Genomic DNA, 21,962 nt, shown 5'->3' with positions numbered 1-21,962 from the left:
CCGCGCTCCTGCCATCTTTTTGGTGCCACTTCATTACGTTTATTGTCCAAGCCATCCTTGCCGCCACGATCATTCATCGCTTTCTGTTCCTTATTCTGCCTGTCGGTGCGATCTCCCTTCTTGTAAGAGTCGACCTTCTCAGCCCCCCCCTTCGGTCGCGACCATCTGATCTATCGCGTGCACGACTATCGAGGTCGTCCGTCGAGCCAATGTAGTCTTTGCCTGAGCTCGTGTTCTCGCCACTTACACAATAAATGCAACCTTCATCACTGCTAGTGGTTCCTGGCTCAGGGGTTGGGCCTTGGGACTCGTTTTGCTGGGACTCTGCAATTGCATTTTCGAGTAGTCGCCGAGCGTAAATGATAGCAACGGCCCCATAGTCCACGATCGCTTCGCCGAGTGAACGACTTTCGATCGTGCAAGAGCTTTGATTGCAAGTGACATCCCTTCCATCTGGGTCGGTGAACTTGTAAGGATTGTTCAGCGCATAGACATAGCTATTGAAGTTTGAAACGGGCTGCTGATAGGCCGTCACGGGGTCCGCTGACAGAAACCGGCCCAACTGAGGGTCCATATATCGCTGCTGCATGTAACTCAGCCCGGTCTCCGAGTCCGTCACATGCCCCGTATACCCCGGCCCATTCTTCAACGGCCGATTGACCACGCCTCCATACGGTTCATACACCGTGCGCTCGATGACATTGCCGCTGGCATCGGTGATCGCCACCGGTGACCCCAGTGCGTCAGTGTGAATGTACTCGACAACTTCCTGGGCGACCGCCGGCGCCACACAGGCCACCGGCCCCGCCAGCACAAGTGACGCCCGAATCAACAGCGAAGAGAGTCCATTCATGGCTTAGTCCCAGCTCAGTACACCGCGGGTGACAGGATGGTCGGCTGACCACGACGAGCAACCGCCTGCATTGCAGGCACGCACGCGATAGTTGCCGGCACAGTACGCATTGCTGTTTGCACTCGCATAGGCGTTGGGCCCGGTATACAGACGCTTGCCACCGCCACCACTCTCAATCTGGTACTCGGTGACATCGGCCACTTTGTTCCAGCCGACCGAGCACTGCACCTGATACGGCGCATTGCGCGTAATCAACCTTGGCGTGCCCAGCGGAAGTGCGACTACAGCCGTCGCAATGCCTGCGTAGGGGCTACACCCGGCGAAGTTGCAGGCTCTCACCCGGTAGGCATAACTGCCTTTTCCACGGCTGGCACCAAAGCCGTTCGCACCGCCGTTATGCACCACAGCCCAGCCGCCGCCGTTGGCGCTCTCCTAATCTCTCGGCGGCAGTCGACATTCAGAACTCGACCTCTCTGCAATAACTGCAACGCAGTCACCCACGGACAGTCCACAGGTGTCCGCCGACACAAAAATTCCTCGATAATTGGTCAAAACGAAATAGCTTCTCAGCTTTTCATTCCCCTCCTGATCGAATGACTGCCGAACATCAATCAAATGGACCTCACACATTTGCTCCCTCGATGCGCCTCCGGCGACAGAACTGGAGCGGAGCGCCGCAGCGTATTGATTTGCCCTTGCATTGTTCGGGAGATGATTGACAACCCCACCTGAACTCGCCACTTCACTAGTACACGCAACAAGGCCAGCCAGGCAAATCGCTGCAAAAATTACGACTATTGATCTTCGAATGCGATCAGAATACTGGACTTTACTCACTAATATATGCTCCGATGGCTTAATGCAATAAATTCAGACCTCGCCACATAGTTTCACCATTTTTTTCGAAACAACCGAAGCACATTGACCTTCTCCGACATCACATGTGGATGCATCCATGAACCTCCCCTCCCCATCCATCAATACATAGAAAAGCCTCCTCCTTCTCTTTCCTTCCCGGGACAGCTCAAGCTGCGACACCACCAACTCCGCCTTTACTTCGACGCCGCCATCCACAGAGCGCGAACGAATGACGTCATCCACTTCAGCAAAGATTTTCTGGGATGATGAACTGTCATGATCTTGATTGATAACCTGCAAATGGCAGCCGCGCTGCTGACCGCAGGAAGAAAGAAGAAAAATTGATATGACGGAGGCCAATAAAGTTGAAATATTCATCGGAATATCCGGTTGGTTATTTCCCTGAAAACTGCTTATCGAGGCGTTTTTCATCAAGTCGCCCCTCAACCCTAAAGACCCCCTTGAAATCGCTCAACCGATGCCTCGATGTCGTGTCATTACTCAGCATCGCATCCTCATCTCTCGCAGTAATTCGCGTACCATTTCGATCAGCGATAATATGATCGGAAGAGTACCCCTCCATGGGGCTCGATGTACGCCCATCTCGCGACCCCACATCACGATACCCCTCCGGGGCGCCTGCAAAATGCAGGATATCGTGAACTGCCGCGCCTATCCAGTTGCTCTCGGAGCTATCGATATGAGCCGTCCTCCCGCCGATTCCGCCATATACCCCCTGGCCGGCACGAGGATAGTTTGCATAATCCTTTCCAGGCCCCAAATTCATTGAATTCTGGCCATGACCACCGGCGGAACCCAGGACCTGCAAACGAACCTTAATCCCTCGATACTCGGAAGCAATTGAATCAACCCGACTCCTGATCGCTTCCACATTGGATTTTGTTGCAGCGGGACCCGTAAAATTAACCGGAATCACCAGAACATTGACATCTGAAAAATATATCGCATCAGCGCCATCCGGATCGACGAACTTGTAGGGATTCCCATTTCCATATCTGTAACGCTGGAAATTTGCATAGGGATTTTCGACAGTAGTGACTGGATCCACCGAGAGGAAGGTACCCAAACTTGAGTCGAAGTATCTCTGCTGCATGTAGTTCAACCCGGTTACAGAGTCCGTCATATGCCCGGCATACCCTGGACCATCCTTCAACGGCCGATTGACCACGGCACCATACGGTTCATATACCGTACGCTCGATGACATTTCCACTGGCATCGGTGATCGCCACCGGTGAGCCCAGTGCGTCAGTGTGGATATACTCGACCACCTCCTGGGCTGCTGCCGGCGCAATACACGCCAGCATCGTCACCACAAGAAGCGCTGCGCGAATTAGTAAAGAAGTGATTCCATTCATGGCTCAGTCCCAGCTCGGTACACCGCGGGTGACAGGATGGTCGGCTGACCACGACGAGCAACCGCCTGCATTGCAGGCACGCACGCGATAGTTGCCGGCACAGTACGCATTGCCGTTTGCACTCACATAGGCGTTGGGCCCGGTATACAGACGCTTGCCACCGCCACCACTCTCAAACTGGTACTCGGTGGCATCGGCCATTTGGCTCCACCCCACCGAGCACTGCACCTGGTAGGGCGCCTTGCGCGTGGTCAGCCATTCGGCCAGATAGAAATGGGGCGTCCCAGGCGGAAGTGCCACTGTTACCGTTACGATGCCTGAGTAAGGGCTGCACCCCACGAAGTTGCAGGCGCGCACGCGATAGGCATAGCTGCCCTTGCCGCGGTCCGTGGCGAAGCTGTTCGCACCGCCGTTATGCACCACGGTCCATCCGCCGCCGTTGGCGCTCTCCTCCAGGATGGAGCTTTCGCTGTTGGCAGGCACAGACCAACTGAGACTGTACTGCGGCACATTCACCAGCCCTGGGGCGTTGATCACCGGCTCGATCGTCGGCGCGCCGATCATCGCTCCGGCAGCAGCCCGGCCAGGAAAACGGGGAAGCCCGCGAAGCCGAGCTGCTGGCGCACTTCACCGAAGAGCTGCGCCGGGTTCCGCAGAGATCGGACATCGAGCGGAGCATGGATTTCGCCGAGAAGCAGATCGTCAGTCGACGCATCCTTTTCCCTCAGCCTGAACGCCCCGCCTACGGACACCCACGGATACGCATGCTGATCAAACACGCGGCGCTGTAGATCTACTGGCCCTCGGATTCGAACCTCAGTCTCGTCCGTCACTCCAGCCTCGAACGACTCTTCGCTTGAGCTCAATACAAAGAGTCCCCGAATCACCCCAAGATACCCCTCACCCGAACGGATTTGACGTCGTATCGGTCGGGATTCGTTGCGAGCGCTCTGAAGCTCACTCGACAAACCAGACGATCACTGACTCCACACGCAGTTGTGCGGGCCACCTGCCCTTCCTGCTGATGCCCACAACCGGCTAGAAGGATCAACACGATGAAAGCCGTGCAGAGCATTCTATTAAGTTTCATCTCGGAATATCCGACCTATTCAGAGACAGCCACGTCACTAACGCAGCGCCTTCACAGCGGTACACGCGTTCAACAGCGCAAGGAGGCCTTCGGGATGGGGGCCGAGGCCAACAACATCCTCGCCATCACGGCCGGAGTTGAGCGAGGTATCCACCTCAATGTGCAGCACCTCGCGGTTGAAGTCGTCGACCACATTGAACGTTCGGAATCGTTTGCCGCAGGCCAGCGCATCACTCATGAAGTCCATGGACCAGACGGTATCCGACCGCCAGTTCTACGCCGATTGGCCGAACGCGTTGTGGCTGAGCGACTTCACCTATGCCTCGACCTGGCAGGGCAAGCTGCACATGGCGTGTGCGATTGACGTTTACGCGCAGTCGATCGTGGGCTGGAAAGCCCTACCCTCAATGGGCACGAACTTCGTACTCGATGCGCTGGCAGGTCTTGCACGCCCGGCAACGGGACGGTGAGCTGATCCACCACTCCGACAGAGGGGACGCAATACGTCAGTATCTGCCACGGCGAGCGGCACGCCGAAGCCCGGATCGAGTCATCGGTGGGCAGCGTGGGCGACACATACGACAACGCCCTGACCAAGACTATTAGCAGGCTGTACAAGGCCAAGGTGATCCATCGCAAATCGTGGCGCAACCGCGAGTAGATAGAACTGGCCATGCTGGACTGGGTGCACTGGTTCAACCACAAACGCCTGCTGGCGCCGATCGGGCATATCATCCCACCAGCGAAAGCCGAAGCGGCTTATTATCGGCAGCACGTCGGCCAGGCCCGGGGGGCCTGACTCAAACCAAATAGCCTTCAAGAAGGTCGGGGTGGTTCACAGCACTTCTAAAGCAGAGGGAAGAGCGACTCTGTTCACGCCCCCTCCAATACGAATGAACTTCTTCTGGTTACGTCGAAATGAACAGATGAAGTTGGAATCTTTACTACTTCAGCAGCGCGCTCCCCATCCAAGTGATTTGAGATAGCCTCACCGGGGGATTCACCTTGGCCTAGCAGGTAGACGCGATAGTAATCTTCGTAATCATCAAGGATCTCATTGAACTCGCAGTCCAGCACCCATACTCGACCAAACTCATCCATTGCCACCACTAGTCGCGGGATGTCGTAAAAGTCCCGATATTCACATACAGTAAATTTACCTTGCGGAATCTTCATTTTATGCGTTCTAGTTTTGGGACAGGGTTTGACTGAGGGGGACTGAAGCTACTTGGCGCGCCACGGCCCTCCGCAACATTCACGTGTTGGAAGTTAACATTTCCAGCTCGAGTAGGCTCAGGCGCGACATCCACCTTTCCTCCACCCGCTCGAATCTGCCCTGCGGTGGAAGTTCGAATGGTCCCGTGCGGAACTCCAGCCCCTGCTTCTTGAACGGAGCGTCCTTGAGAACCAGAGAAGGTGCTTCCTTGCGCAGGCATCTCGCCAGCCCCACCTCGCACAATCACATTGGCATTGGGCACATCTCCGGGAGCGTGCGGATCCCCCTTTGGCGATGCTCCCGCTCCTTCGGAACCTTGATTTCTGTTTGGCGTAGTTACTGATCTTGCGATAGCAATAACCGCTCTAACAACTGGCGAAGCCGGAAGAGCCGCCACAGCTATTGCCGAGGCCGGCTTTACCATTGGGCTATAAACATCCGTTTTTCCGGCAGCGGCATCACGTGCGAATTGATCACTGTGTCGATCACACGCTCCGCATCGCCCGTCTGGATCATTAAATTTGTACGGATTGTTGTAAGCATACGCGTAGGGAGTGAAGTGCCGCATGTCCCCTTTGCTGTAGATGGTCACTGGATCAACGCTCAGGAAAGCCCCTAACGCCGGATCCATGTACCGCTGCTGCATATAACTAAGCCCGGTCTCCGAATCCGTCACATGCCCCGTGAAGCCGGGCCCGTCCTTCAAAGGCCGGTTCACCACGGCCCCATACGGCTCATACACCGTGCGCTCGATGACATTGCCGCTGGCATCGGTGATCGCCACCGGTGAGCCCAATGCATCGGTGTGGATGTATTCCACCACTTCCTGGGCCGCAGCCGGCGCAGCACTGGCCATCGTCGCCACAACAAGCAGCACCGCACGAATCAGTAGAGAAGTGATTCCATTCATGGCTCAATCCCAGTTCAGTACGCCTTGCGTGACGGGATGGTCGGCTGACCATGGCGAACAGCCGCCTGCATTGCAGGCACGCACGCGATAGTCACCGGCGCAGTAGGCATTGCCGTTTGCACTCACATAGGCGTTGGGCCCGGTATACAGACGCTTTCCACCGCCACCACTCTCAAGCTGGTACTCGGTGGCATCGGCCATTTGGCTCCACCCCACCGAGCACTGCACCTGATAGGGCGCCTTGCGCGTGGTCAGCCATTCGGCCAGATAGAAATGGGGCATCCCAGGCGGAAGTGCCACTGTTACCGTCACGATGCCCGAGTAAGGGCTGCAGCCCACGAAGTTGCAGGCGCGCACGCGATAGGCATAGCTGCCCTTGCCGCGGTCCGTGGCGAAGCTGTTCGCACCGCCGTTATGCACCACGGTCCATCCGCCGCCGTTGGCGCTCTCCTCCAGGATGAAGCTTTCGCTGTTGGCAGGCACAGACCAACTGAGACTGTACTGCGGCACATTCACCAGCCCTGGAGCGTTGATCACCGGCTCGATCGTCGGCGCACCGATCACGGCAACTGTTGCAGATCCCGACCACGGCCCGCATCCAGCGCCGTTGCAGGCCGCGACGCGGTAGGCATAACTCCCCACACCACGTGCGGGCGTTGCAAAGGACACCACGTGTGCATCCACCAGCGTCACCCAGCCACCGCCATTGGTGCTTTCCTGCAGCGTGTAGCGGTCAGCACCACCAATCCCGTTCCAGCCGATGCCAATGCTGCCCGGTGCCGAGCGCGCCGGCGCGGAGAGCCCGGGCGCAGTGGCAGGCGGATACACCACCATCACCGCCGCAGTTGCGCTGTACGCCGTGCACCCAACCGGATTGCAGGCACGGACCCGGTAGCTGTAGTTGCCTGCTCCCTTCCCACTGAAGGCCTTGGACTGACTGATGGCGTTGTGCACCTGGGTCCATGCGCCGCCATTGGTGCTTTCCTCCAGGTCATAGCGCTCGGCACCGGAAGCCGCAGACCATGCCACGCTGTAACTGCCATTGAAGGCCGTGGCAGGTACGTTCAAGGTCGGCACGGTGGATGGCGCCAATGCCACGGCGACTGACGCGACATTGCTCCATCCGCCGCACACCACGCGACAGCCGCGTACACGGAACTGATAGGTACCCGTGACCAGGCCAGTGCTGGTGAACGATTGCGCCGCGCCGTCGAAGATCTTGCTCCACGTGCCCGCCAAGGCACGCTGCAGTTCGTAGCGGTTGGCGCCACCAGCCAGGCTCCAGGTCAGATTCACGCTGCCCTGGGTGATGTAGCCCGGCGCACTCAGCGCGGGAACGCTGGGTGCGGCCTCACCGTGCACCTGGGCAACCAGGCTGCCGGAAAGGTAGAGGTAGTCTGCCTGCTTGCCGGTACGCTCGTTGCGCTGGAAACGCAGCACGCCGCCGTTGTCGTAGAACGAATAGATCGCGCCCGTGCCGCTTGCGCTGGCTTTCACTCGACGCCCATGGGCGTCGTACTCATAATTCTCTGCCGTACCTGCCGCACGCAGCCGGTTGCCGTAGTCAAACGTGAAGGGCTGACCATTGCGCACCGAAAGATTGCCCTGCACGTCATAGCCCAGGCCGATTACGGTTGCCCCGGTGCCGGTTTCGATCACGTTGACCAAGCGGTTGGTCGGATCGAAGTAATGCGTACGATCGCGGCTGCCGACCTTGGCCCGACGCAGGTTGTCCAGCGCATCATATTCATACAGCGCATTGCCGAAGCCCGGCGCAGTGACCGCGCGCAGCCGGTCCAGGCCGTCATAGGTCATGTCCCGGTTGCCGGGCGCCCCGGGCAGGCCATCGGAAATGGCCATCACGTTGCCGCCGGCATCGTAGTCGTAGCTGTCATCGAGCACTGCAGCCGCTGCAGTGGCATCACGGCTGCGGTCCGGCAGCCCGCGGGCATTCTGGGTCATCGTGTGCACGATCCCGTTGCCATACGCGAAACGCGCCAGCGCGCCGTTGGCGAAGTAGCTGGCCTCTTTCGCATAACCGCCGACGATGGTCGCCCGACCCAGTGCATCTGGCGCATAGCTGACCACACGCCCACCCGGGTAAGTGTTGCTGGCCAGCGTGCCGTTGGCATCGTAGCCATAGGCCAGGCTCAGATTGCCGAAGTCTGGATGCTGCAGGGTTTCGCCGCTGAGCAGGCGGCGACGGTTGTACTGGTAGCGATTGACGACCATCGGCCGGGCCGGGTCGTTCTGCGTGCTGATTTCGACCGGCAGTCCGTCCGCCGTGTAGGACCAGGTCTGGTTTCCACGGCCGTCCGGGAAGATCAAGGTCGACAGGCGGTTGGCGGCGTCATAGCTGCGTTTCACCGCGCGCCCGCTGGCAAGCGCCTCGGTGCGATTGCAGTCGGTGGTGCTGGTCAAACCCGTGCCAGCCGCCGACCACAGCACGTTGCCTGCCACGTCGTAGTCCTGCACTGTCGCACCAGTTTCCGGCTCGATGGTCTTGCACAGCTGCTGGTAACCGTCATAGACATAACGGCGGGTCAGCGACTGGCTGCCGTCTGCATTGCGGCGTGTAATCGCCAGCGGCTTGCCCAGTGTGTCTCGCTGGATCTCGGTCACCACGCCTTCCGGGTGCTGCAGCGTCAGCGGCATCTCGTAGCTGGGCTGGTCATAGGCCAGATGCCGTGTTGTGGTCGACTGGCCGCGCGGATTGGTCACTTTCACCGACAGGTTGCCCACGTACTCGGTGCGGGTAACCAGTGCCCCAAGCTCGGACGACTGGCTGACCACGACCGGTCGGCCCAACGCGTCGTACTGGGTGGTGGTGCCGTCAAACGACGCATTGATGTCGGAAAGCTGGCGAACCGGATAGGACGCGAACACCGTCTTGCCGCTGGTGTCGTAGCGGGTCACGACTGCGCTATCGAGAACGTTGTCTGCATTTTCAGTGACCAGCACCGGGCGGAACATGGCGTCCAGATAAGTGTCGGTCCGTCTACCGCCTTGGGTTCGGGAATGCTTCCATGCGCCAGCCGGCACGCCGAACTGCGCTCCGCCCAACCGCTGCAGGTCCATGGTCACCGCATTCCAACTCACGGTGTCGCCACCAGGGAACTGCTGGCTGCGTAGGCGCCCCATGCTGTCGTAGCTGAAACTGGTGGTCGCACCGATTTCATCGGTCAACGAGGTGATCCAACCGTTGTCGTCCACCACAACGGTGCGCGTCGCTCCATTGGGAGATTCAGCCGTGGCTGGCATCCGCAACTGCTGCGGAATGCCGCGTTTCCATGCTGACAGATGGCTGGTGTTGCCGCGGCCATCGGCTACCGACGCCACAGTGCCATCGGCCGCATAGGTCACCTGCTGCGCCAGGCGGCCGAATGCATAGGCGCGCAGCGGCAACGCAGTGGCGGTGTCGAACTCGGTGCGCGACTGCTCAATACCATTGAGGACACTGCGCGCGGTCTGACCATTCAACCATAGCGTCGGATTGTCGTAGTAGGTCGTGGTGCTGGTACGGCTCTGTCCGGCGGAATTCGCTTCGACGACGGTGACTTCGCGGACGAAGGCGTCAAAGCTCTGCACCGTACGGGTGAACTGCACGCCATCCTGATTCACGCTGGTGCTCTGCACTGGGCGATTCAGGTGCTCACCCAACTCCCTGGCGCCGTACTTGAGATTCCGTCCTGCCTCATGCGGGAACGGTGCGCTGGCAAGCTGCGCGTCCGGGTAGTAGTTGTTGCGCTCCGTGCGAACCACCGCGCCGCCAGAGCTGGTGGTCGTGGACAGCAGTAGACCGTCGTTGTAGCCGACTTCCTTACCGAATTCGTATGTCCGGATGACCCCATCGGGGAGGGTTTCAATCGTAATCTTGGGTTCTGCCAGCCCCACCGGGATCATCGGCCACCCAGCCTGGTCGACCCTTCTGTCGTACTCCCATCCCAGATTTGTGTACTGATAACTCCATTGAGCGGTAGGCATGCCGGGACCACTGATGGTTTTGGCAACCAGCGACATCGCGTCACGATAGATGGGCGTGAGATTCCACCCATCGGCCAGCAGCTGCTCATCACCTGAGGTCTGGCAATTGAATGGCACATTCTTGCGCCCATGCCGGAATGGCCGGAAGACGAAGATTCCCACCGCACCGGATGGATGCGTGATGGAGGCTGTAACTTCCGTCTGCACGATCTTGTTCGTCTTCGCGCAGAGGGCCGGGGTTTCCATGTAGTCACTCACAGGCTGCCCGGTGTACTCCTGGTACTTCTTCGTCACATAGACCGGCGGCAGGTTGTAGCCCCATGCCGTCCCGTCCGGCAAAGTAACCGACTGCAATTCACCGGTAGGAGCATAGCCATATGTCCAGGTTCGGCCCGATGCCGCCGCCGATGCAATGCGCCCCAAGGAATCATAGGAAAGGCTGATGCTGCGCCCATCGTTGGCGACCATTCGATCCAATCGCCCACCACTCCACTCGTAGCGGACCCAGTTGCCGAAACGATCAACGACCTGCGAAGGATAGAGGAAGACCTTTTTTCGCTTCAGGGTGGCATGGGTGATGGTGTCGTAGGGCTGAAGAACAGCAGACTCGTTCTCGCGCGCCACCATCCAGTCAAAGTAGTACTTGGTTCCGTCTGGCGCGTGCCCCAGGAAGCCCTCGCCCGGCTGACCACTCTTGAGCGAACTGAGGCAGGAGAAGAACCATCCCCCTTTCGTATTCCAGGGAGTTGGCGTGCCAACCTGCGGCGTTGGCTGGCGTGCGTCCCCACTGCCCGCAAGGACGGTTTCACCACCTCCTCCCGGCAACGAAAGCCTTACCCCCTCCCAATAGGTGTAGGGGGCAAAACTGATGGTCTGGGTATGTTTGTAGTTCCAGACGTCCAACGACGGGGGAGCGGAAACTGTCGAGCAGCGTGCGCTTGGCGTCCAATGCCCGCCGACCGCGGTTTCGGGCTGGTCTCCGTATGTGCCTGAAAGTGATGGGATGTCCAGATCCCAGTTTCCATACTCCTTGTCGTTTGCACTGCCGCTGACGTCGCTGTAACTGCGGCTAAGCGACACCGACAAGCCACCATTGCCCGGAATCGAAATATCCGTGGCCTTGAAGCTGATCGAACCGTCATACAGGTTGACCTGCTCGCCAAAGATCTCGCCCTTCAAGGGCTCGACCAGGTCGCCGTACTTCAAGCGCTTGTCGTACTCCTGGCGCCAGGTCGGCACGATCTGGGCGGAGGCGGGAACCGGTGCCAGTACGCAGAAGGCCAGTGCTGTCAGAAGCAGGCCTTTGATGCCGTTTACCGCGCGCGGATGAGCAATGAGCCGTGACTGCATGATGATCCTCCCTGGATCGACCTTCCTTGAGAGCCCCGTCCACATCGAGCCCTGTCGATGATCGGATCAGACGGTGCCCACTCCGGCAGACAACCACACGCTTGAACGCGGTGGGCGGGCATTGACCCATTTATGAATGAAAAATGAAGGAGGTGTCAACATGGCGTATCCGCCATACCCGGCAAAGCCGGCCGACGCAGCACTCTCCCCGCCCGCTCCCGCCCCACCTAGAATGCCCCCATGAGCACCCTGACCTTCCGCGCCGCCACGTCGGCCGACATCCCCGCCCTGATCCCCCTGGTCACCTCGGCCTACCGCGGCGACGCCAGCCGCGTCGGCTGGACCACCGAAGCCGACCTGCTGGACGGCGCCCGCGTCGATGCCGAAGGCATCCAGGGCGACCTGGACCGCCCGCGCTCGACCATCCTGCTGGCCGAACGCGACGGCCAACTCGTGGCCTGTGCCCACGTCGCCGACGTCGACGGCAAGGGCTACTTCGGCATGTTCTCGGTCGACCCGGCCCAGCAGGGCGGCGGCGTCGGCAAGCAGTTGATGGACGCGGCCGAAGCCCTCGCCGCACGCGAATGGAACGTGCCGGTGATGCAGATGACCGTGATCGACATCCGCGACGAACTGATCGCCTTCTATGAGCGCCGCGGTTACCAGCGCACCGGCATCAAGAAGCCGTTCCCGTATGGCGATGAACGTTTCGGCATCCCCAAGCGCGACGACCTGCGCTTCGAGATCCTGGAAAAGCCGCTGGCCGGGGCCACCGCGTGAGCGAGGCCTGGACCTTTGTCTGCGCCGGCGCCGAACTGCTGCCGGGCGAAATGAAGAGCGTGTTCGACGAAGTCACCGGTACGCCGATCGTGGTGTTCAACCTCGACGGCGAACTGTACGCGCTGGAAGACCAATGCACGCACGAGGAGTTCGAGCTGTCCTCGGGTGAGTTCAACACCACCGAGGGCAGCGTTGAATGCGTACTGCATGGCGCGCGCTTCGACGTGCGTGATGGCCGCGCCCTGTGTGCGCCGGCCTACACCGCGGTACCGAAGTTTCCGGTGAAGCGCGAACACGACGCCATCTGGACCCGCGACGACCGCGATTGAAGCCCAGGGCACCCACCCACGGGGTGGTTCTCCTGACGGGCGCCTGGAGGGCCTTTCAGGGGCCCTGCGGGCAACTCGGAGCCGCTTACAAATCACGCAGATGCGAATCATTATCGTTGGTGTTATGCTAACTAACATCTTCGTCACGACTCCACCTGCGCCATGGCCTCGCCCGCGCCTACCGTTCTGCTGTGCCAGCTTGCCCGTCGGGGTTGGCCACTGCTTGTGGCCGCGCTGCTGACTCTGTGGTTGGGCTGGTCAGCGTTGCAGGAAGGCCGGAGCACGCCGACAGGTGGTGCGCCCGGAACCTACGCCCAGGACGCAGCCCCGTTTTCGCCCCCCTACGCGCCGCCGCACGAACACGCGATGCAGCGCGCGGAATCCGAGCCGGAAGGAAGTCGAGGCGACAAGCCACCGGCACCGCGGCGGCTGTGCCTGCAGCCCCCAGAGCATTCCCCCGTAAACGCTCCTGCGCCGACCATGCTTGGTCCGCCGGTGCCCGCGCCCGGTCGTCGCCAACCGCCTTCGCACGCACCGCCTGCGCAGCTGGCCTGACGCTTTTCTGCGCGCTGCGCAGCCGCTGAACCGCATTCCGCTTTCCCTTCCTGTTGCCGCGCTGTCCAGCGCCGGCGGCTCCTTCCTGTTCCTTCTCTGCAGATGCCCATGAACCCGATCAAGAGCCGCAAGCACGCTTCGCCGCTTCGTACCCTGCCGCTGGCCACCGCCAGCCTCGCTGCCGGTCTCGGCCTGGTCGCCCTGCCTGCGCTGGCCCACGCCGAAGCCACCGACAACGCCCGCACGCTGGACAAGGTCGACGTCCATGCAGTTCGCGGCTACAAGGCTGACAAGGTTGCCTCGCCCAAGTTCACACAGCGCCTGCAGGACACCCCGCAGACCATCCAGATCATCACCAGCGACCTGTTCAACCAGCAGGGTGCCACCACCTTGACCGAGGCACTGCGCAACAGCCCCGGCGTGGGCACCTTCTATGCCGGTGAAAACGGCAACACCACCACCGGCGACGCACTGTTCATGCGTGGCTTCGACACCTCCAACAGCCTGTTCGTCGACGGCGTGCGCGACCTTGGCTCGATCTCGCGCGATGTGTTCAACATCGAACAGGTGGAAGTGACGAAGGGCCCGGCCGGCACCGACAATGGCCGCTCCGCACCGACCGGTGCGATCAATCTGGTCAGCAAGCAGGCCAATCTGCAGGGCGCGACGTCGGCCAGCGTGTCGCTGGGCAGCGACCAGCAGCGACGCACCACCGGCGACTGGAACCAGGCGCTGGGTGCGACCAGCGCGCTGCGCGTCAATGCGATGTGGCAGGACAGCGACCAGCCGGGCCGCGACCATGTGCAGAACAAGCGCTGGGGTATTGCGCCATCGCTGGCCTTCGGCCTGGGCACCGCTACCCGCTACTACCTCAACCTGCTGTACGTGAAGCAGGACAACGTGCCCGATGGCGGCGTGCCGACCCTGGGCCTGCCTGGCTGGACCGCGCAGCCGACCCTGGAAGCGCTGGCCGGTCATCCGGTGAACCCGGAGAACTTCTACGGTACGCGTGCAGACCATGATGACGTGACCGCGAAGATGGCCACGTTCCGCTTCGAACACGACTTCAGCGACACCCTGCGCCTGACCAACACCACGCGTTGGGGCCGCACAGAACAGGACTACCTGCTGACGGCCTTCATGGGTACCGGCGTTCGCGGTGCGAATGGCCGCCCGACCGGCAACATCAGCTACACAAATCCGGCCGATCTATCGACCTACGCGATCGCGCGCAGCCTGCCGACCTTCAAGGACCAGCGCAACACCATCCTCACCGATCAGTTGAACCTGCGCGCCGACTTCAACACCGGCAGCGTCGGTCATGCGCTGAGCACCGGCCTGGAATTCACCCGCGAAGAGCTGGACAGCTACGGGCAGGCCGCCACCGGCGGCACCACCTGGCCGGCAGCGAATCTGTACAACCCCGACTGGAACGTGGGCGGGCTGACCTGGGCGCACAATGGCGCCGATGCCCACGGCAAGACCACAACCTCCTCGGCCTATCTGTTCGATACCCTGTCCTTCGGCGAGAGCTTCCTGCTGACCGCGGGCGTGCGCGCCGACCACTACAAGACCGAGTACGCGAGCGCATCGGTGTGCGGTGGTCGCGGTGGCCCGGCATGCGGCAGCAATCCAACCGGCACCGTGCTGCGCAACCCGACCCTGGAAGCGTCCGACACGCTGCTGAACTGGAAGCTCGGTGCACTGTACAAAGTGGGCGAGACGGTCAGCATCTATGCCAACTATGCCGTCTCACAGCAGCCTCCTGGCGGCGCGAACTTCCAGCTGAGCAGCTCGGCCAGCAGTGCCGACAACCCCAAGCTCGACCCGCAGAAGGCCAAAACCTTCGAAGTGGGCAGCAAGTGGGCGTTCCTGGATGACGCGCTTGCAGTGAATCTGGCGCTGTTCCAGACCGACGTAGACAACGAGATCAACACCACCGTGCTCGACGATGCCGGCAACCCGACCCAGACCGGCAGCAAGCGGGTCAAGGGCGTGGAGCTCTCGGCAGTCGGTCGCCTGACCGACAACTGGTCGGTCACCGCCGGCTACAGCCACCTCGACACCGAGGTGAAGGAAGGTGCCAAGGTAGCCGCCGATGGCACCACCAACCTGACCTACACCCCGGCCGACACGTTTACCGGCTGGACCAGCTACACCCTGCCCTTCGGCCTGACCATCGGTGGCGGCGTGCGCTATGCCGGTGGCATGCACCGTGGCACCGACGGTGCGGTGGGTACCCCATCGTTCACCAAGTCCTACGTTGTCTATGACGCCGTCGTGTCCTGGGCGCTCAATGACTCCATCTCGCTGCGCTTGAACGGTTACAACCTGTTCGACAAGCAGTACGTGGCCAGCATCAACAAGAGCGGCTACCGTTACACCCCGGGCGCCCCGCGCACCTTCCTGCTCAGCGCGGACGTCCGCTTCTGATGTCACGGCGCGGGGGAGCCCGTCTCCCCCGCGCATCGATGAGGAACCGCCATGCTGCTGCACATCCCCAACGTGCTTGCACCTGAAGAAGTGGCGCAGATCCGCCAGCGGCTGGACGCTGCCGACTGGACCGACGGACGCGAGACGGTCGGCTCACAGGGTGCGCAGGTCAAACACAACGAGCAGTTGCCCGATGCCTCACCGCTGAAGGCCGCGCTGGCCTCCGCAGTGCTGGCCGCGCTCAAGCGCAACCCGCTGTTCTTTGCCGCCGCGCTGCCCTTGAAGTACCTGCCACCGCGCTTCAACCGCTACAGCGACGGCGGCACCTACGGCTTCCACGTCGATGGCGCGGTGATGAACCTGGCCAACGGCGAGCAGCTGCGCTCGGACGTCTCCTGCACGCTGTTCCTGTCCGACCCGGACGAGTACGACGGCGGTGAGCTGATCATCAGTGATACCTACGGCGAGCACGAAGTGAAACTGCCGGCCGGTGATCTGATCGTGTATCCCTCCAGCAGCCTGCACAAGGTCAATCCGGTCACCCGCGGTGCGCGCGTGGCATCGTTCTTCTGGGTGCAGAGCATGATCCGCGACGATGTGCAGCGTCGTCTGCTGTGGGAGATGGATACCTCCATCGAGCGCCTGCGGCAGACCGATGGCGATGCCGACGCGGTGCTGCAGCTGACCGGCGTGTACCACAACCTGCTGCGGCGCTGGAGCGAGGTCTGAACCGATCAGGCCACCCTTGCGGCAATTTAGCAATCATTCTCATTTACAACGGCTAACGGGTCTCATTACAATCACACCCCGTTGACGCCGGATGTTCCGGCCAGCCAGGGATCTCCGCTTGCGTCGTCCGTTCCGCCCCCGCCCGCTTCGGCTTGTACAGCTCGGCACCGCCATGCGCGGCCGTCGGCCTGCGCTGGCCAGCCTGCTGGCGTGGGTGGCGATGCTGACCCTGTTGCTGGGCACCCTGCCGCTGCTGCCGGTCGCCCACGCTGCCGCGCCGCAGGCGCTGCAGCAGCCGCTGGAAGAGCGCGGCGGCGAAAGCCCTTTGCAGGAAGAAGCGCCGGCCAAACTGCGGCGCTGCGCCTCGGCACCGGCCAAGTCCACGGACAATCCGATCCCGCCGCTGTTGCTGGCCAGCCACTGGCTGCGCACCGAACTTGATCTGGTTCCCTCTGCGTCGGTTCCCTCCGGCGCGCGTCCGCACTGGCCGCTGGCCGTACCGGACATGCCCTGGGCCGATGCGCCCGGGCGCCGCCAGCAACGCGGCCAGGCGCCGCCGCTCGCCTGATCCACGGCACGCCGTGACCGCCTGCGCGGTTGCGACGGCTCGCCGCTGCCTGTTTCGCCCCTGCCGCCCGTGACCGGGCCATCCCTGCCCTGCCGTGCGCGTTCCGCGCCCTGCATCGCGCTGCCCTACATCCTTCGAGGTATCTGCCATGGCCCAGCGCCATCGTGTCCGTTCGTCCCTGTCCCGACATCTGTTGACCAGCGCTGTGCTGGCTGCGGTCGCGGCGCCCGCCTACGCCAATGGTGCCGCCAGCGGCGCGCCGCAGACGCTGGACAAGGTGGTGGTGACCGCCTCCGGTTTCGAGCAGAAGGTAGTCGATGCACCGGCCAGCATCAGCGTGGTCAGCCGCGAAGAGCTGAGCAAGCGCCCTTACACCAGCCTGGTCGACGCCCTGCGCGACGTCGAAGGCATCGACGTCGGCCTGGAAGCCACCGACAAGAACGGCCGCGCCACCATCTCCATGCGCGGCCTGCCGTCGGAGTACACCCTGGTGCTGATCGACGGTCGCCGCCAGAGCAACGCCGGCCAGCTGTATCCGAACAACTTCGGTGGTGGCCAGTTCGCCTACCTGCCGCCGCTGGATGCGATCGAGCGCATCGAAGTGGTGCGTGGCCCGATGTCCACGCTGTACGGCTCGGATGCAATGGGCGGCGTCATCAACATCATCACCCGCCGCAACCAGGACAGCTGGCACGGTGCGGTCACCCAGGGCTTCACCGTGCAGCAGGACGACCAGTTCGGCGACGCGCGCAGCACCGATCTGTACCTGAGCGGCCCGCTGGTCAAGGATCGCCTGGGCCTGGCCGTGCGCGGCAGCTACTACGACGCCAAGGCATCCAATCCCGAATGGGATGCACTGACCCTGCCCGACGGCACGCTGTGGGAACGCAGCATCGGTTTCGGTGGCGGCGGCAAATCGGTGGCCAACACCAACTGGAACACTGGCGTGCGCCTGAACTTCCATGTCAACGACGACCACGAACTGTGGCTGGACTACGACGTCTCACGCCAGAAGTACGACAACAGCGAAGGCCAGACCGGCACCCTCGACAGCCTGGCCAGCCTGTGGCGCGTGGGCAACGCGGTGGTGCCGAACCCGAATGGAAGCGGCACCGTCACCCGCCGCGTGGTGCAGCCGCGCGTGGGCTACACCGCCTACCAGCGCTATGAGCGCGACCAGCTCTCGCTGACCCATCAAGGTCGCTACAGCTTCGGCACCTGGCAGACCTCGCTGACCCACAGCAAGAGCAACAACCTCGGCCGCTCGCTGCCGCTGACGCTGGACGAGCGCGCCGGCCTGCAGACCCTGTGGAACGACGTCTGCCGCCGCACCGGTGCCGCCAACAACTGTGCCGCCGGCCGCAACAACGGCCTGGCCGCACTCAACGCCAGCGAACAGGCACGCCTGCAGGCGTTCCTGCCGCGGCCGCTGCGCACCATGGAACTGGAAGGCTACGTGCTGGACACGATGCTCGACCTCGACTTCGGTGCGCACAAGCTGACCGTGGGCGGCCAGTACAACGACACCGACATGGTGGACGGCGTGTTCGGCATGGACGGTGCCGGCTACCGCAGCAACACCAAACAGAAGCACCGCATGTGGGCGCTGTTCGCCGAGGACAACTGGTCGCTGACCGACACCCTGACCGCCACCTTCGGCCTGCGCTACGACGACCACAACATCTTCGGCAGCCACCTCAGCCCGCGCGGCTACCTGGTCTGGAATGCCACCGATGCCTGGACCTTCAAGGGTGGCGTCAGCACCGGCTACAAGACCCCGCGTCCGGACCAGCTGTTCCCCGGCATCACCGGCTTTGGTGGCCAGGGCGTGCTGCCGCTGGTGGGCTCGCCGAACCTGAAGCCGGAAACCAGCACCAACTACGAGCTGGCCGCCTATTACGAAGGCCAGCGCTGGGGCTTCAACGTCACCGGTTTCATCAACAGGTTCGAAGACAAGATCGCCAGCGGCGGCACATTCCCCAACTGTGAAGTCGCGCCGGTCGGCAGTGGCTACTGCGTGGACATCGGGCCGGGCTGGGCGTCGCTGGGCTACAGCACCTTCACCCAGAGCGTGAACATCGACAAGGCCGAGACACGTGGCGCAGAACTGGCCGGCCACGTCGACCTGCTGGACACCCTGCAGCTGCGCGGCAACTACACCTGGACCAAGAGCGAGCAGACCGCCGGTTCCGGCAAGGGCCTGCCGATCACCGGCACCATGCCGGCCAGGCACATGGCCAACGCCAGCCTCAACTGGCAGCTCAACGATGCCATCAGCCTGTCGTTGATCGGCGAAGGCCGCTATGACCGCTACCGCGACACGATCCTTGATGCCGCTGGTGCCAGTCACACCCGCTACTACGAGGACTACACCCTCTTCCACCTCGGTGGCAGCTGGAAGGCCACGCAGTGGCTGACGGTCAACGCGCGGGTCAACAACCTGTTCGACAAGAACTTCGTCTCGCAGTCGTGCCTGCTGACCAGCCCCAGCGAATACAACTGCGTGGACGACTACGCCACCAAGGACCAGCGCCGCAGCTACTGGATCTCGCTCAACGCGAAGTTCTGACCTTGCTCTGGTGGATGCCGACCTTGGTCGGCACCTCTCCATCCACGCATGGCGTGGATCCACCGAACCGTGATAGTGCCGGCCGCTGGCCGGCAACCGCGCGATGTTCTCAGGTGGCATGGGATTGCCGGCCAGCGGCCGGCACTACCCCTTCAGGGATACACAACGACATCTAATTGCGAGCAATTCTCATCAATGATGTAATGACCAGTATTCATCCGTCCCGAACCGTGCCGTGAGCCGTCCCGCATCTTCCACCGTGCAGCAGCAGAGCCGCGGCTTCTGGCTGCGTACCCTGCACCAGTGGCACTGGATCAGCTCTGCGGTCTGCCTGATCGGCATGCTGCTGTTCGCGGTGACCGGTCTGACGCTGAACCATGCAGCAAAGATCGAGGCCAAGCCACAGGTGCAGAACCAGCACCTGGAACTGCCGGCCGCACTGCTCGGCGGCCTGGGCTCCCGCGAGGACGGCAATGCACCACTGCCACGCCCGGCCCGGCAATGGCTCGACGATCAGCTGGGCATCTCCATTGGCGGTCGACCCGCCGAATGGTCGGCCGAGGAAATCTATCTGTCACTGCCACGCCCCGGCGGCGACGCCTGGTTGAGCATCGACCGCGAAACCGGCGCGGTGGAGTACGAATCCACCTCGCGCGGCGCGGTGTCCTATCTCAACGACCTGCACAAGGGCCGCAATGCCGGCCCCGCATGGGGCTGGTTCCTGGACGTGTTCGCCGTGGCCTGCCTGGTGTTCTGCATCACCGGCCTGTTCCTGCTGCACCTGCATGCGCGGCAGCGACGCATGACCTGGCCACTGGTCGGCCTGGGCCTGATGATCCCGCTGCTGATCGCCCTGCTGCTGATCCACTGACTTCCACCGTGACTTCCATCCGTTCTTCCGGAGCCGCCCCATGCGCGTCACCCTGACCATCGCCCTCAGCGGCCTGCTGGCCACCTCGCCGGCTTACGCCACCACCCTCGACATCAACGTCGAAGTGCCCAAGCTCAACGTGGCCGAGTACCACCGCCCGTATGTGGCGGTGTGGCTGGAAGGCGCCGACCAGAAGGTCGCCGCCAACCTGTCGGTCTGGTACCAGCAGACCAGCAACAGCGAAGGCCATGGCACCAAATGGCTGCCCGACCTGCGCCAGTGGTGGCGCAAGAGCGGCCGCACCCTGCAGGTGCCGGTGGACGGCGTGACCGGCCCGACCCGCCCGGCCGGCAAGCACGCGCTGTCGTTCAACGACAAGCAGCCCGCACTGAAGCAGCTGGCCCCGGGCAACTACACCCTGGTGGTGGAAGCGGTGCGTGAAGTCGGCGGCCGTGAACTGCTGAAGATTCCCTTCACCTGGCCGGCCACCGCCGCACAGAACGGCCGCGCGCAGGGCGCCACCGAACTGGGCCAGGTCACCCTCGCCGTCAAACCCTGAAAAGGGGACAGCGGGGATCAAGTCGTGATTCCCACCGTCCTGTCGCAACGCACCCGATCCTTCCTGGAGTCTTCCGCATGAAGCGCACGCTCGTCCTCGCCGCCGCTCTGGCCGCTGCCCTTCCCTTCTCTGCCTTGGCCCACAAGGCCTGGCTGCTGCCCTCGCAGACCGTGATCGCCGGCAACGCGCCGTGGATCACCGTCGACGGTGCGGTCTCCAACGACCTGTTCTACTTCAATCACGTGCCGCTGCGCCTGGAATCGGTGGTGATCACCGCCCCGGACGGCAGCATGGTGCAGGCGCAGAACGCGGCCACCGGCAAGTACCGCAGCGTGTTCGACGTCGAGCTGAAGCAGCAGGGCACCTACCGCATCGCCTCGGTCAACGACGGCCTGTCGGCCACCTATGAACTGAACGGCGAGCGCAAGCGCTGGCGCGGTACCGCCGCCACCTTCGGCGAACTGCCCAAGGATGCGAAGAAGCTGGAAGTGAGCCAGTCGGTCGGCCGCGTGGAGACCTTCGTCACCAACGGGGCGCCGAACGACACCGCGCTGAAGCCGACCAACCGCGGCATCGAACTGGTGGCCGTCGGTCACCCGAACGACCTGTTCGCCGGCGAGGAAGCCACCTTCCGCGTACTGGTCGACGGCAAACCGACCGCAGGCCTGGAGTTCGAGATCGTGCGCGGCGGCACCCGCTACCGCAACGCGCAGGACGAGCAGAAGCTGACCAGCGACGCCAAGGGCGAGATCAAGGTGACCTGGCCGGAAGCCGGCATGTACTGGCTGGAAACCGGCACCGAAGACAAGAAGACCTCGGTCAAGCAGGCCGCCAAGCGCCGCCTCAGCTACGTCGCCACGCTGGAAGTGCTGCCGCAGTAAAGACAGCGCTGCGATACCCGGCGCGCCCTGGTATCGCAGCCTGCCACGC

At 62.3% G+C, this 21,962-nt stretch carries 18 protein-coding genes and 2 pseudogenes; 10 read left to right on the top strand and 10 right to left on the bottom strand.

The annotated features are described in order from the left end of the window. Positions 1-73: 73 nt before the first annotated feature. From LMF57_RS05035 to LMF57_RS05005, 7 genes and pseudogenes are all read right to left on the bottom strand, one after another. Positions 74-853 carry an RHS repeat-associated core domain-containing protein gene (locus LMF57_RS05035; RefSeq protein WP_229291024.1) on the bottom strand — a complete coding sequence of 260 codons (780 nt, stop codon included), beginning with the start codon at positions 851-853 and terminating at the stop codon, positions 74-76. A gap of 3 nt (positions 854-856) precedes the next feature. After that, positions 857-1,108: a hypothetical protein gene (locus LMF57_RS05030; protein WP_229291023.1), complete on the bottom strand. Its 252-nt coding sequence runs from the start codon at positions 1,106-1,108 to the stop codon at positions 857-859. A gap of 615 nt (positions 1,109-1,723) precedes the next feature. Then, complete coding sequence (locus tag LMF57_RS05025; protein ID WP_208082432.1) at positions 1,724-2,089, bottom strand: hypothetical protein; 366 nt, start codon at positions 2,087-2,089, stop codon at positions 1,724-1,726. Between the two features lie 16 nt (positions 2,090-2,105). Next, positions 2,106-3,089, bottom strand: coding sequence for an RHS repeat-associated core domain-containing protein (locus LMF57_RS05020; RefSeq protein ID WP_229291022.1), 984 nt, complete (start codon positions 3,087-3,089; stop codon positions 2,106-2,108). A gap of 3 nt (positions 3,090-3,092) precedes the next feature. Continuing rightward, positions 3,093-3,653 carry a hypothetical protein gene (locus LMF57_RS05015; protein ID WP_229291021.1) on the bottom strand — a complete coding sequence of 187 codons (561 nt, stop codon included), beginning with the start codon at positions 3,651-3,653 and terminating at the stop codon, positions 3,093-3,095. Further along, a complete protein-coding gene (locus tag LMF57_RS05010; protein WP_208082434.1) occupies positions 3,650-3,868 on the bottom strand; it encodes a hypothetical protein in 219 nt (72 codons plus the stop codon). The genes LMF57_RS05015 and LMF57_RS05010 overlap by 4 nt, the downstream gene beginning before the upstream one ends. A gap of 438 nt (positions 3,869-4,306) precedes the next feature. After that, positions 4,307-4,441 (bottom strand): annotated as a pseudogene (locus LMF57_RS05005) (IS3 family transposase); the annotation flags it as partial. A gap of 1 nt (position 4,442) precedes the next feature. On the opposite strand from LMF57_RS05005, the pseudogene LMF57_RS05000 reads away from it, so the two are divergent. After that, positions 4,443-4,978 (top strand): annotated as a pseudogene (locus tag LMF57_RS05000) (DDE-type integrase/transposase/recombinase); the annotation flags it as partial. Positions 4,979-5,052: 74 nt separating this feature from the next. Here LMF57_RS05000 and LMF57_RS04995 read toward each other — a convergent pair. The 3 genes from LMF57_RS04995 to LMF57_RS04985 are packed head-to-tail and all read right to left on the bottom strand — an operon-like array spanning position 5,053 to position 11,639. After that, the gene (locus LMF57_RS04995; RefSeq protein ID WP_208082436.1) at positions 5,053-5,355 is read right to left on the bottom strand and encodes a hypothetical protein; all 303 of its coding nucleotides are present in this window, start codon (positions 5,353-5,355) and stop codon (positions 5,053-5,055) included. After that, entirely contained in the window at positions 5,352-6,305 is a 954-nt protein-coding gene (locus LMF57_RS04990; protein ID WP_208082437.1) for an RHS repeat-associated core domain-containing protein, read from the bottom strand. The genes LMF57_RS04995 and LMF57_RS04990 overlap by 4 nt, the downstream gene beginning before the upstream one ends. 3 nt (positions 6,306-6,308) lie before the next feature. After that, positions 6,309-11,639, bottom strand: a complete 5,331-nt coding sequence (locus tag LMF57_RS04985; protein WP_229291020.1) for an RHS repeat domain-containing protein — start codon at positions 11,637-11,639, stop codon at positions 6,309-6,311. A gap of 240 nt (positions 11,640-11,879) precedes the next feature. Here LMF57_RS04985 and LMF57_RS04980 point away from each other — a divergent pair, with 240 nt between their 5' ends. The 9 genes from LMF57_RS04980 (at position 11,880) to LMF57_RS04940 (ending at position 21,913) form a co-directional block, all read left to right on the top strand. Continuing rightward, a complete protein-coding gene (locus LMF57_RS04980) occupies positions 11,880-12,419 on the top strand; it encodes a GNAT family N-acetyltransferase (RefSeq protein WP_229291019.1) in 540 nt (179 codons plus the stop codon). Beyond that, the gene (locus tag LMF57_RS04975; RefSeq protein WP_033830543.1) at positions 12,416-12,748 is read left to right on the top strand and encodes a non-heme iron oxygenase ferredoxin subunit; all 333 of its coding nucleotides are present in this window, start codon (positions 12,416-12,418) and stop codon (positions 12,746-12,748) included. The genes LMF57_RS04980 and LMF57_RS04975 overlap by 4 nt, the downstream gene beginning before the upstream one ends. Positions 12,749-13,411: 663 nt before the next feature. Beyond that, on the top strand, positions 13,412-15,736 hold the full coding sequence (locus tag LMF57_RS04970; RefSeq protein ID WP_229291018.1) for a catecholate siderophore receptor Fiu: 2,325 nt from the start codon (positions 13,412-13,414) through the stop codon (positions 15,734-15,736). Positions 15,737-15,787: 51 nt separating this feature from the next. Continuing rightward, positions 15,788-16,465: a Fe2+-dependent dioxygenase gene (locus LMF57_RS04965; RefSeq protein ID WP_229291017.1), complete on the top strand. Its 678-nt coding sequence runs from the start codon at positions 15,788-15,790 to the stop codon at positions 16,463-16,465. Between the two features lie 172 nt (positions 16,466-16,637). Next, positions 16,638-17,033: a hypothetical protein gene (locus LMF57_RS04960; protein WP_117309721.1), complete on the top strand. Its 396-nt coding sequence runs from the start codon at positions 16,638-16,640 to the stop codon at positions 17,031-17,033. Between the two features lie 148 nt (positions 17,034-17,181). Beyond that, positions 17,182-19,602, top strand: a complete 2,421-nt coding sequence (locus LMF57_RS04955; protein ID WP_229291016.1) for a TonB-dependent receptor — start codon at positions 17,182-17,184, stop codon at positions 19,600-19,602. 235 nt (positions 19,603-19,837) lie between these two features. Beyond that, the gene (locus tag LMF57_RS04950) at positions 19,838-20,473 is read left to right on the top strand and encodes a PepSY-associated TM helix domain-containing protein (protein WP_229291015.1); all 636 of its coding nucleotides are present in this window, start codon (positions 19,838-19,840) and stop codon (positions 20,471-20,473) included. A 40-nt stretch (positions 20,474-20,513) separates the two neighbouring features. Then, positions 20,514-21,032 (top strand): DUF2271 domain-containing protein, encoded by a 519-nt coding sequence (locus LMF57_RS04945; RefSeq protein ID WP_032975835.1) that lies wholly within the window; start codon positions 20,514-20,516, stop codon positions 21,030-21,032. A gap of 77 nt (positions 21,033-21,109) precedes the next feature. After that, positions 21,110-21,913 (top strand): DUF4198 domain-containing protein, encoded by an 804-nt coding sequence (locus LMF57_RS04940; RefSeq protein WP_229291014.1) that lies wholly within the window; start codon positions 21,110-21,112, stop codon positions 21,911-21,913. Positions 21,914-21,962 lie beyond the last annotated feature (49 nt).

The organism is Stenotrophomonas sp. SI-NJAU-1, assembly GCF_020883215.1.
GTDB lineage: Bacteria > Pseudomonadota > Gammaproteobacteria > Xanthomonadales > Xanthomonadaceae > Stenotrophomonas > Stenotrophomonas indicatrix.
This window is presented reverse-complemented; position numbering and strand designations above follow the sequence as displayed.